Source organism: Microcoleus sp. FACHB-68 (assembly GCF_014695715.1).
Lineage (GTDB): Bacteria > Cyanobacteriota > Cyanobacteriia > Cyanobacteriales > Oscillatoriaceae > FACHB-68.
In genome coordinates, this window is record NZ_JACJOT010000016.1 from 1 (window position 1) to 12,322 (window position 12,322).

The window sequence follows — 12,322 nt, forward strand, 5'->3', positions numbered from 1 at the left end:
TGTTATTCCAAGTCTGTGGAGATGCTGAAGTGTTCACTGCGTTTACTGCTTCACTACTTAAAGTACCGAACAGTTCCCTTGCCAGCTTAGTTCATTACATTTTCAGCAACGCCGAGTTTTTAACCGCAGATTAACGCAGATTAACGCAGATGGTTTATCTGTGGGGGGTAGGGTGCCAACTCTCATCTAAAAAACTGACTTTGCAGATGTTATTTTAGCTAATAGGCAGCCAGCGTTTGTTAAAAACCACACCCAAGCCCTACAAAAATACGCTGAACTGCGGTTGCGGGAGTGAAACAGGTTGATATGCCTGAAAGTATTGGTGATACACAATTTATGAATATTAGCTTAGAGCGTAAAAACTTTTACTGCCCAATTGCGAAGTGGAGTGGACGGTTGATTTTGCCTTCTCTGGCAGAAAGGCGAAGTGATGGCGGAGTTTATATGGAAGTTCAGAATACTCCAGATTCACACGCCCAGCTTAAAGGCAAAAAAGTCTGGGTGACTTGGCATTCTACCTCTTGTCACCGCAAGTGGCTGCATCGCGCTGTCATTGACATCCATTTTGATGAAATTACTCGTAAGAGTATGAAGGAAAATCATTTTATCCACCCAATTCGGCTGGATGGATGGTCAAAAGTTAGTCCTCTGGAGTCCTTAGCCGGCGGCAGTACGATTGATGATGTGCAAGTAGAATTGGATGTTGTCAGCGCAGACAGAGAGGGGAATTTATGGGTTCTGGCAATTGGAGACGAACCCTATCAAATTGCCGGCATTGAGAAGGCGCTAATCCGATTTATTGCACCGGCAGGAGAAAAGCGCTACCGCGTTCGGCATTATAACCCCAGCAGCCGTAGTTTTGATGGCCTTGAAGAAGTGATTGCCCTCCCTGATGCCGGCACAGTTTTACCGGGAACCAGTATTGAGCAGACTTCTATCAAAAATATTGAAAAGTCACCCCTGAATGCTTCTGGCTGGTATATTTATGGCTCGCAGGATGCCTCTGGTTCCTTCACGGTAAAGGCTTTGGAACCAGCAGACGTCTTCAAACTTTTGCCAACGCGAATGTTAATTGGCAGAGACGAAAGCCGCGATTATGTTACAGACTCGAAATGGAAAAACATTCCATTGCAGTGGGTTGAAAGAGCGCTTTTAGATAATAACGGGGGGATGGTTCCCGCAAACCAACGAACATCGGCACTGATCGCAAAGCGCACGAAAGAACTTTGGTATGCCGGTGATGTGGCGCTTGTGGTTCACACCTACGGATGGCGGGGAGGTAAAAGGGGTGATAAGGTGCCGTTGGGAATCGTTCCGGGACACTTTGCATTTGGTTTTGCCAAAGTTGTTAGGGATGAGTTTACCGGCGAGTTGCGCTTTGATCTGGTATATCGGCAAGTTTATGCACATAACCGCGAAGGTGTGATTGCCGGTGCAATGCGCTGGCATTTATATATGGGCAGTCTAAGACACGGATGGATGTATACGCTGCCGATTTCTGATGTACTCGTGCGACTTCCAGAACTCACGGTTCCCTACCGGCTAGGCAATCATACGTTCAATCCCCTCATTGTCATCTTACAAGAACTGGCCCTGATGACCGCCAAATACCGCGCCGGCGGGGGAAATGGCGCATCTCTCGTCACACCGGCAGCTTCTTGTGTCAAGGATTCCAGTCAGGCTTTATTCGCTGCCGGCAGGCGGTTGGAGAATGAAGTTCTCAACAATTCTGTGGTGAAAAGCTGGCTTGATAGCAATCCCAACAGTTATGAGGCAAAGCGTTTTCGCCGGCTGGAGTCACTGCTTAATGATGTTGAAAGTACCGTACTCATCCCTTTGGGAATTGTTCCAAAAAGTTGGCGCGGGGATAACGAGTATGTGGCAGCGCACCTGAAAGATGGTGCTATCACTCCTGCCAGCATCCTCGAAGCACTCAAGGCTTGGAAAACAATGGTGCCTCGCCGGACTGAAATAGAACTTCTCAAGGTTTTACTTGAGCATGGTGCCACAATGGTGGACTGTAAGGGAGCAATGCTGGGCGGTGAAGTTCCGGGTATTGTTCCCCTTGCGCCTACTGTTATTTTTTAATAGGGCATAGGGCATCGGGCATCGGGCATGGGGCATCGGTGCCTAACTGCCAAGACTCTGATGAAGTCGCTTGTCGTTAGACTTGGTTTCCTACAGATTGAAATCGTAACGCTGTTACCCCTAGTGTATTTAGTGGTTGTGGTGATACCGGCTAAAGGCCGGCCCATAAGTGGCTAGCAAGTTTTGAGGGGCTAAAGCAATGTCGGGTTGGCCGGTACACACGACTCTTTGGTTGAGGCAAATAACGCGATCACAATGCCGGCAAATCATATCCAGATCGTGAGAGATTTGCAAAACTGTCCAATTTTGTTCGCGTTTGAGTTGGTTAAGCAAGGCGTAAAACTCGGCTTCTCCCTGCGCGTCTACGCCGGCAAATGCTTCATCAAGCACTAGCAGCCGGCGTGGCATAACCAAGCAATAAGCCAGCAACACCCGTTTCATCTGGCCACCACTTAAGGTGCCAATAGCTTGATGACGCAGCCGGTAAGCATCTACTCGATGCAAGGCAGCGGTTACTGCTGCGACTTTTTCTGGGTTGGTTTGCCAAAACCACTTGAATTTTGGATTTTGATGGTTTAACCCAGCCACCCATCCCAACCCCACCAATTCCCAGACAGTAATCGGAAATGAGCGATCAAAAAGAAAGTTTTGCGGCACATAGCCGAGTTGGTGGCACAGGTTTCCCAGCCGATCCATAGGCCGGCCTAATATTTGGATCTGGCCGGCTGTGTGCGGAATTAAACCCAAAACTGCTTGCACCAGCGTACTTTTGCCGGCACCATTAGGGCCAACGATCGCTGTATCTGTTCCGGGTTGCAACTCAAATGAGACATCCTGAATCGCCGTATAGTTGCCTTGATATACCGTCAGATTTTGTACCTTCAGGATCGGGATCTGGGGATTTGGAGAGGGTAATGGGCCACCGCTGGGTGGGTCGAGGTTGCTCACATCTATTGACAAGCAGATTCAATGGTTTGCAGATTGGTTTGCATCGCTGTAAAGTAATGCTGCGGATCGAGCGGGCCAGATTCTAATGAGTCTAGAGGACGCAGGGTTAAGCTGAGGTCTTGGGAAAGACTTTGCAGCAATTTATTATCTACCCCCGGTTCCCCAAATAGTGCTTTGACGTTGTATTGTTTTACGGCTGCAATGGTTTTTCCCACATCAGCCGGGGAAATGCTTTGTTCTGGGATATTGACAACGGCGACTTGTTGCAGTTGGTATCGCTTGGCGAGGTAGGGATAGGCGTCGTGGAATGTGACAAAGGTGCAGTTGGGATACTTTTGCATCTGCTGTTTAAACCGGCTGTCGAGTTGTTCGAGTTGCTGGATGTAAGCAGCAGCATTGGTTTCATAGGAGGCTTTATTGTCTGGATCGGCTGCAATTAAGCCATCGCGAATATTTTGTACCTGTTGTTTGGCTAAGACTGGATCGATCCAGACGTGGGGGTTGCCGCTTCTGTGTTCGTGAGCATCTTTTGTCTTGTCTTCATTATGGTCATGATCGTGATCTTCATTGCCGGCACCTTCAATTGGCTTCACGACAGGGGAAATTTCCTGTAAGGTTTGAATGCCTTTGCTTGCCTCTACTTGTTTCAGCTTGGGGTTTTGGGAGTTTTTTACGGTTGCTTCTAGAAATTCTTCTAAGTCCAAGCCATTTTTAACGAGCACATCTGCTTGTGCTAGTGATCGCACGTTTGCCGGCGTGGCTTGGTACTCATGCACTTCTGTGCCTGGGGGGATTAAAATTTCTACTTCTGCTTTGTCGCCGGCTACTGCTTTGGTGAACCAATAGATCGGGAGAAAGGTTGCTACGACTTTGAGTTGTTTTGAGTTAGATGCTGTATTCTGTGCGCTAGATACGGGTGTGGAGGGGGTTTGGTTGCAGCCGGTGGCGATAGTCAGCAGCAATAATGCCGGCAGCAAGCGCTGCAAGTTGGGGCTTTTCACGGTTTTTCTACAATCTGCGGAAATTTTTGAGTATGATTTTTATTCTAAATGAAGAATGATATTTATTCTCATTTTGCGGGGTTTTTCTTGTCTTCGCTTGTTAGTTGGGGTTTGGGGATGATTTTTTTAACCGCAGATAAACGCAGATAAACGCAGATGTGTTGTTGGTTGGTGGCTGAGCTTTTCTGGTTTTTGGGTGAATTTTTGGGGGTTTGGGAAGATTTTTCAACCACAGATAAACGCAGATAAACGCAGATGTTTTGTTGGTTGGTGGCTTGATTTTTTCTGGTTTTTGGGGGAATTGTTGGGAGTTTGGGAAGATTTTTCAACCACAGATGCACACAGATAAACACAGATGTGTTGTCGGTGAGTGTCTGAGTTTTATGGATGAAGTGATGATTTTTAAAATTGTTTCGTTTTGAGTAATAAAAACAATTGAATATGATTTTAAGGAGTTTTTATGAATATTTTTTAATGGTTAGGGAGAGCGTTTTTGATTGACTAGCTCAATTTGTCGATAAAAGTAATCTTCTTGATATTTTAGTTGGTTTGCCAGTTCTAATCCTTTTTGAAAGGCGGCTAGGGCTTGGGTGTAAGCTTGACGATCTAAATATATTTTGCCGATTCGATCATAAGTATCCATCATTCCAAAAAAGTTGTAACCTTTTTGATCGACTACGACTAAAATTTGATAAACTTGCAGGGCTGCTTCGAGTTCGTTCTGTGAGCGATAAAGTGTGGCTAAGTTTTGCAATGCTTCGCCGGCTCTAGCATATTGCTGCAATTGCCATGCTAAAGTGTAGGCTTCTTGATAGTATTGAGCGGCTTTACCAAGCCGGCCTAATGCTTCATAATCTTCTCCCATTGCAATTTTAAGTGTCGCTACTTGCGTTGGATCTTTGGCAATGCGGTAGCGATTTAAAATTTTTGTGCGAACATCTAATGCTTTTTGATGTTGTTGAACATGATCATAAATAAAGGCGAGTTGTTGGAGATAGGTATCTTCTTCTAATCGAGTTTGCTCAGTGCGGGTTACTTTTGCTTCACTCAGCGCTAATAGTTGCTCGTAAGCAACGGCTGCTTCTGAGAAGTTTAATCCGCCAAAGTAAAGTTCGGCGATTGTTTTCAGGGCGATTTCTTGCGCCGGCACATCTTGTCTCGCCTGTGCGTTGGCTAGAATTTTCTGGTAAACATCTACAGCGGATTGTTTTGCTTGCACCAATACAAACACATCTCCTAAAGCTTGCAGCAATTGGGGAGTAATAGGGGGTTGCGCTTGTGCTTCTAGATAAATGACTTGCAACCGTTGGGTGATCAACTGGACTTGTGTTGTCTGATTTTGACTTAGGGCAATTTTCGCGACTCTGGTTAAGGCTTCTACTTCTGCTAGAGGGCCAAGAAAGCGGCGCAACCGCAGTTCTCGATACCAAATTTTAAAGGCTTCTGCTAAATTTCCCGCCTGTAGTTGGGCAGTTGCCAACTGGTTGAGTTCATCGAGTGCAGTGGTTAAAGCTTGAACTTCTAGAGGAGTTAACGGCTTTTTTAAGGGCCATTGAGGCAGTAGGGGATCGGGTTTGGTAATCTCCAGGGGGCTAGTATAAGGCTCATCTGGCTTAGATTGCTGGGACTGCTGAGCAAAAACCGGCCTAAAATCGGCTGCCACCGACAACAGCAAAAGGATGCCGGCGGCGGAACAAGCCAGCCTCACAAGTTGAATGCGACTTGGCCAAAATAAGGTTTTTTGCTCAAGCGACGTTTGCATATCCACAATCTTGCCTGGTGCTAGGTGGTAGGGTGTAAAGGATAGGTGTTGCCTTTATATTTAAAGGCCAGCTGGCTGCTACATTGAAAGCGAGCTGTTCTTATCTAAATTGTCGTTTGTCAGTTGTCCGTTCTTACGACCGCAGGCTGCTGACCATTGACTACTGACCACTGACTTCTGGATTTTGAAGTGAGCAGAGAATTTGTAAACATTAGCGCTTGCTATCGAGCCTTATCAGGCGTTCTGGCGAAACTTTCTTTAGGAAAGACGGGATTGAACGTTCGTTGGTTCGTTTCCTGGCTGTTAGTACCGGCACTCGTTCTATCCAATTTACTCACCGGCTGTACTTTACCCCAAGTGACGGCTGAACAAGGGAATTCGCTGCCGGCGCAGGAAAAAACGTTGTCGCCGGCACAGGAGAGACGGATACTAGCGGCTGAGAAACGGATTTTTCTGGATTTATCCCTAGAATTTTTAGGCGAGTACCAACTACCCCCGCAAACGTTTGAGGATACGCCGATAGGGGGTTTATCTGGAATTGCCTATGATCGCAAGCGAGACCGCTTCTATGCAATCTCTGACGATCCGAGTGCCTTCTCGCCGGCTCGATTTTACACCCTCCGCCTCGCTCTTAATTCTGACAGTGCCGGTGAAATTAGCATTCAAAATGTTGAAGTTGAAGGCGTTACCCAACTGATTGGTGAGGATGGCCAACCGTTTGAGCGGAATTTGATCAACCCTGAAGGAATTGCCTTTGCCCCTCCAAATACCATATTTGTCGCCAGCGAAGGAATTGCAAATCTGGATATTCCTCCGTTTGTAGAAAAATTTGACCTTAATACCGGCCAGTGGCAGCAAAATTTACCCATCCCGCCACGTTATATCCCCGATAGGAGTAATCCTGATAATCGGCAAGGGGTACAAAATAATTTAGGGTTTGAATCTTTAACGGTAGACTCAGGCGGCGTTGGGGAACCGCTTCGCCTGTTTACAGCCACCGAGTCGCCTCTGGAACAGGATCGCGATCCACCAAGCGCTGATCAAGAGGTCAAAAACCGGCTGATGCATTATTTGATTAGTGATCTGCCACCGCTGTTAATTTCTGAACATCTTTATTTGATGGACACAGGGCCAAGGTGGTCGGTTGCCAATGGTTTAACTGAGTTATTAACGTTGGGCCGGGGGGGTCATTTTCTGGGTTTGGAACGTTCTTTGGGTTTCTTGGGGTATGGGGCCAAGATTTATCAATTGGCCACCGGGGCGGCGACAGATACCTCTGGCATTGCCAGTCTCAAAGGTGAATTGCGAAAAATTGAGCCGGTGAGGAAAAAGTTATTGCTAGACTTGAGCACGCTGGGAATTACTTTAGACAATTTGGAGGGCATGACGCTTGGCCCTCGATTGCCAGATGGGACAGAGAGTTTACTGTTGGTCAGTGATAACAATTTCGATGAAGCCCAAGTGACGCAGTTTTTGTTGTTCCGCCTCAAACAAGGGCATTGATGAATCTCGGCGGGCCGGTTTTTAAAAGGCCGGCCTTTTTATTTATGGGATCAGAAGCGAACGCAGACCCTTAAAATAGTTGGGTTCATTATTTTTTTCTCAGCGCTTTATATCACTGATGGGGACAATGAATGCAAAATTCATGTAGCCGTCAGACCACTAAAACTGTCTTTTTGTCAACTATTTACAGCTCAACTTCCAAACTCTAAAATCCAAAATCGTTATGACCCACTCGACGGATATTGCCACGTTGGCCCGCTGGATGGCTTGTGACTTTAGCAACCAGCAACAAGCTTTTGAAAATCCTCCTTTTTTTGCTCACATTCGCGTTTGTATGCGACCTCTGCCGGTAGCACTCCTTGGTGGCATGAGTCTTTATTTAGAGCAGGCGTATGATTATATGCTCAATGAGCCGTACCGAGTGCGGGTTTTAAAGTTGGTGCCGGCAGAGGATCACATCAAAATTGAGAATTATGCGGTTGAGGGAGAAGAACAGTTTTATGGGGCTTCTCGCCAAAGCGAACGCTTAAAAGACCTTACGGTTGGCCGGCTGAAACTCTTACCGGGCTGCACGTTTATCACGCACTGGACAGGGAAGGGGTTCAAAGGCGAAGTAGAACCGGGTAAAGGTTGCATTGTGGTGCGTAAAGGAAAAACGACTTATCTTGACAGTTTCTTTGAAATTGATGAACACAAATTCGTCAGCCATGATCGGGGACGCGATCCAGAAACTGATGAACATCTCTGGGGCGCACTTGCCGGCCCATTTGAATTTGTCCGCTGTGGCAGTTTTGCTGATGAGATCGCTGTGAATGCTTAACCGTCCTTTGTCCTTTGCTGGATGAAACTAGCTGCATAGTTAAAGGAATTTGTCAACAATTAAAGACAAAAGATTGATAGCAAAGGACAAACGACAAATCCCAACAGACCCCAAGCGAAATATGTCACAGGGTACACAAACCTGATACATTTACCGAGTATTGGCAAGCAAGATTCATCAACTTATGAGAGTCCTGGTTATTGGCGGTGATGGCTATTGCGGTTGGGCAACCGCACTTTATCTTTCTAACCAAGGTTACGAAGTCGGCATTTTAGATAGCTTAGTGCGGCGGCACTGGGATCTAGAACTTTGCGTGGAAACCCTGACTCCGATTGCGCCGATCCAGCAACGTATTCAGCGCTGGCGCGATCTCACCGGCAAATCCATCGACTTATTTGTTGGGGACATCAATAATTACGATTTCCTCAAACAATCGTTGTGCCGGTTTGAACCGACCACAATCGTCCACTTTGGCGAACAGCGTTCCGCCCCATTCTCGATGATTGACCGCGAACACGCAGTTCTGACCCAAGTCAACAACGTCGTGGGAACGCTGAATCTGCTGTACGCCATGAAAGAACATTTCCCCGATTGCCACTTGGTGAAACTGGGGACAATGGGTGAGTATGGCACGCCGAATATCGATATTGAAGAAGGTTACATCACCATCGAACACAACGGGCGCAAGGATACCTTACCCTATCCCAAGCAACCGGGTAGCTTCTACCATGCCAGTAAAGTCCATGACAGCACGAACATCCAGTTTGCTTGCCGGATCTGGGGTTTGCGGGCTACCGATTTAAATCAAGGCGTTGTTTACGGCGTCTTGACAGAAGAAACCGGCATGGATGAGCTTTTAATCAACCGGCTGGATTATGATGGCGTGTTTGGCACAGCCTTGAACCGTTTTTGCATCCAGGCAGCAATTGGCCATCCCCTAACCGTTTATGGCAAGGGTGGACAAACGCGGGGCTTCTTGGATATTCGTGACACAGTGCGGTGCATGGAACTGGCAATCGCTAATCCAGCGCAACCGGGTGAATTTCGAGTGTTCAACCAGTTCACGGAACTGTTTAGCATCGGCGACTTAGCCATGATGGTGAAAAAGGCCGGCAATGCAGTGGGATTAGATGTAGAAATCCAAAACTTTGATAATCCCAGAGTTGAAAAAGAAGAGCATTATTTCAATGCTAAAAATACCAATCTTCTTGATCTAGGTTTGCAGCCTCACTATCTCTCTGATTCGCTGTTAGATTCGTTGCTGAACTTTGCGATTAAGTACAAAAACCGCGTTGATAAAGATCAAATTCTGCCCAAAGTTTCTTGGCGTCGATAAGTTAGCTGCCAGCAGTCAGCCGGTATTGACAACGAACAACTGACGGCTGGGTGCTGACAGCAGATAACTGACAACTGACAACTATGCGAATTGCCCTTTTTACCGAAACTTTTTTGCCTAAAGTTGACGGCATCGTGACGCGCCTGCGCCACACAGTTGAACATTTGCAGCGTGCCGGCGATCAAGTCTTGATTTTCTGCCCCGATGGGGGCTTGCGTGAGTACAAGGGAGCTAAAATTTACGGCGTTTCTGGTGTCCCCCTACCGCTGTACCCAGAGCTGAAAATGGCCTTCCCGCGACCGGCAATTGGGCAGCAGCTAGAACAGTTTCAGCCAGATATCATTCATGCTGTCAACCCAGCAGTTTTGGGATTGGGCGGGCTTTACTACGCCAAAACTTTAGGCATTCCGTTGGTAGCGTCTTACCACACTCATCTGCCGAAATATCTCCAGCATTACGGGTTAGGAATGCTAGAACCCTTGCTGTGGGAATTGCTAAAAACCGGCCACAATCAAGCTCAGCTTAATTTGTGTACCTCAACGGCAATGGTGCAAGAACTAACAGAACACGGCATTGAACGGGTGGATCTGTGGCAGCGAGGGGTTGATACGGAGATGTTTCAGCCCCATCTAGCCAGCCAGGAAATGCGCGTGCGCCTCAGCCAAGGCTATCCAGAAAGCCCTTTATTGCTCTATGTAGGGCGGTTGGGTGCTGAAAAAGAAATTGAACGCATTAAGCCGGTGCTAGAAGCAATTCCCAATGCTCGTCTTGCTTTAGTGGGCGATGGCCCAAACCGGCAAGCCTTGGAACAGCACTTTGCCGGCACAGCCACCCATTTTGTCGGCTACCTTCAAGGATTAGAATTAGCCGCTGCATACGCCTCTGCCGACGCTTTTATCTTTCCCTCGCGCACTGAAACCCTAGGATTAGTGCTGCTAGAAGCGATGGCTGCCGGCTGCCCTGCCATCGCAGCGCGTTCTGGCGGAATTCCCGATATCGTCACCGATGGCGTCAACGGCTATCTCTTCAACCCAGAAGATGAAGATGGGGCAATTGCAGCAACTCTCAGCCTTTTAGCGCATCACGAAGAACGGGAAACCCTGCGGCAAAACGCCCGCCGGGAAGCCGAACGTTGGGGATGGGCTGCTGCCACAGCGCAACTGCGCCGGTACTATCAAGCCGTACTCGCACCTCAATCGATGCCCAGGGCAGCTTAGGAAATAAATATCATGATGATAAGCTATCAATCGTGAGAATTTAAAGCCTAAAGCCATTCAAAAACGACACAACACCAAGTATAAGAATTTGACAACAAGTTTGACGGCTCTTAAATGAGTTCTGATAAACTTGGCTCACCATGAGGGGCTAGCGGCTAAGGTTCAATTCTCCATCCTGCCAGTCCTACTGACTTTATGTATAACACTTCCTACTTCGCCGTCACCGGCAGCGCTGATTTTTTCAGCTTGTTGCAGTTTCCTTTCATGCAGCGTGCGATCGCCGGTGGCATTCTCATGGGCATTTTGGGAGGCTTACTCGGCAGCTTTGTCACCCTGAGACGGTTGTCTTATTTCAGCGATGCTGTTGGTAGCGCATCTCTGGTGGGGATTGTTTTGGGCGTCTTAATCAACGTCAATCCAACTTGGACGCTGCTGCCCTTTACCATTATTTTTGGCCTCAGCGTCCTGTACTTAATTGACCAAACCGATCTAGCCAGCGACAGCGTTTTCAGTATTGCAGAATCGGGAGGCTTGGCTATTGGCGTCATCCTCACCAGCTTTATCCCCGGTTATCGGGGCAACTTGCTGGCAGTTCTGTTTGGCGATATTTTGGCTATTAATGAAACGGATTTAATCTTAATTCTGCTGCTGCTTCTCGCTAGCGCGGTGTTTGTGCTGTCAACTTTGCGACAGCAAATTTTATTAACCTTAAATCCTGCTTTGGCAAAAGTTCAAGGCGTCTCTGTAGACTTGCACCGATATATATTTGTGGTGCTGCTTTCTCTAACGGTTGCTGTAGCAATAAAAGCTGTGGGAATACTCCTCGTTAACGCCTTTCTCGTGATTCCTGCTTCCACCGCTAAGTTACTCAGCCACAAATTTTCGCAATTTCTCACCCTTTGTGCGATTCTGGGCGTTTTCAGCAGTGCCGTTGGCTTACTGGGTTCGGGTCTTTTCAACTTCGCCTCTGGACCCAGCATCGTCCTGGTGCAATTTTTATTATTTGTGGGGATTATGGCTTGGCAGAAGGGTTTTGCTGTGAGAAGCAGAGTATAAAAACTCATTAGTTCCTAGCCGTTGCCCTGTCAAGGTGTTTGATCTGTGTGGGTTAGTCGCTCAATTACAGTTCAACGCGCACTTGCCCGTCAACTTTTTCTCGATCAACCAATCGTCAATGACGCACAGACCGTTGAGATTACCTTGACAGGACTAATCCTGGCATTTAGCCTCTAGTGGCAGCCACAGCCGGTGTGACCGCAGCTTTCTCCGTCAGCATGACCGTTAGCGCAAGCATCGCTACAGTAGGGCTTGCCATCTTTATGTATCGCATTTTCAAGGGCAACTACGCACAGGCAAGATTCACAGGCACATTTCATTTGGGTTACAGTGGCCATAACTTTCTCCGGTTCAGTTCTTAATCGGTTAAATATCTGAATACTTGTTCAGTCTTTCTTACTATAACACCTGAACAGCGGGCCGGAGGTTTTGTGAGTTGCTTTTAAAAAATCGAGACAAGAATTTATCCCGGAGATGGAATTGGCAAAGAAGTTGTCGGTGGACTACCGGCAATGAGGTGGGAAAAATGGACAAAGCTGATTGACTGAGGCAAACCGGCTGCCGGCGCAAGGTAAACTGTAACGGTTTTAA

At 47.4% G+C, this 12,322-nt stretch carries 10 protein-coding genes and 1 pseudogene; 7 read left to right on the plus strand and 4 right to left on the minus strand.

Features of this window, described 5'->3' with window-relative positions:
* A pseudogene (locus H6F73_RS21395) lies at positions 1-90 on the plus strand (IS1 family transposase); the annotation flags it as partial.
* Positions 91-306: 216 nt separating this feature from the next.
* Positions 307-2,088, plus strand: coding sequence for a hypothetical protein (locus H6F73_RS21400; RefSeq protein WP_242072594.1), 1,782 nt, complete (start codon positions 307-309; stop codon positions 2,086-2,088).
* 129 nt (positions 2,089-2,217) lie between these two features.
* Here the strand turns inward: H6F73_RS21400 and H6F73_RS21405 are convergent, their stop codons facing one another.
* The 3 genes from H6F73_RS21405 to H6F73_RS21415 form a co-directional block, all read right to left on the minus strand.
* Complete coding sequence (locus tag H6F73_RS21405) at positions 2,218-3,036, minus strand: ATP-binding cassette domain-containing protein (protein WP_190760803.1); 819 nt, start codon at positions 3,034-3,036, stop codon at positions 2,218-2,220.
* Positions 3,037-3,038: 2 nt separating this feature from the next.
* Complete coding sequence (locus tag H6F73_RS21410) at positions 3,039-4,037, minus strand: metal ABC transporter substrate-binding protein (RefSeq protein WP_347239593.1); 999 nt, start codon at positions 4,035-4,037, stop codon at positions 3,039-3,041.
* A 478-nt stretch (positions 4,038-4,515) separates the two neighbouring features.
* On the minus strand, positions 4,516-5,799 hold the full coding sequence (locus H6F73_RS21415) for a tetratricopeptide repeat protein (protein ID WP_190760804.1): 1,284 nt from the start codon (positions 5,797-5,799) through the stop codon (positions 4,516-4,518).
* Positions 5,800-5,988: 189 nt separating this feature from the next.
* On the opposite strand from H6F73_RS21415, the gene H6F73_RS21420 reads away from it, so the two are divergent.
* From H6F73_RS21420 to H6F73_RS21440, 5 genes are all read left to right on the plus strand, one after another.
* Positions 5,989-7,302 carry an esterase-like activity of phytase family protein gene (locus H6F73_RS21420; protein ID WP_347239594.1) on the plus strand — a complete coding sequence of 438 codons (1,314 nt, stop codon included), beginning with the start codon at positions 5,989-5,991 and terminating at the stop codon, positions 7,300-7,302.
* Positions 7,303-7,525: 223 nt separating this feature from the next.
* A complete protein-coding gene (locus H6F73_RS21425) occupies positions 7,526-8,122 on the plus strand; it encodes a chromophore lyase CpcT/CpeT (RefSeq protein WP_190760805.1) in 597 nt (198 codons plus the stop codon).
* 184 nt (positions 8,123-8,306) lie between these two features.
* The gene (locus H6F73_RS21430; protein WP_190760806.1) at positions 8,307-9,458 is read left to right on the plus strand and encodes an NAD-dependent epimerase/dehydratase family protein; all 1,152 of its coding nucleotides are present in this window, start codon (positions 8,307-8,309) and stop codon (positions 9,456-9,458) included.
* 83 nt (positions 9,459-9,541) lie between these two features.
* Complete coding sequence (locus H6F73_RS21435) at positions 9,542-10,675, plus strand: glycosyltransferase (protein ID WP_190760807.1); 1,134 nt, start codon at positions 9,542-9,544, stop codon at positions 10,673-10,675.
* A 195-nt stretch (positions 10,676-10,870) separates the two neighbouring features.
* Positions 10,871-11,731 (plus strand): metal ABC transporter permease, encoded by an 861-nt coding sequence (locus H6F73_RS21440; protein ID WP_190760808.1) that lies wholly within the window; start codon positions 10,871-10,873, stop codon positions 11,729-11,731.
* 173 nt (positions 11,732-11,904) lie between these two features.
* Here the strand turns inward: H6F73_RS21440 and H6F73_RS21445 are convergent, their stop codons facing one another.
* The gene (locus H6F73_RS21445) at positions 11,905-12,069 is read right to left on the minus strand and encodes a metallothionein (protein ID WP_190760809.1); all 165 of its coding nucleotides are present in this window, start codon (positions 12,067-12,069) and stop codon (positions 11,905-11,907) included.
* Between the last annotated feature and the right edge of the window lie 253 nt (positions 12,070-12,322).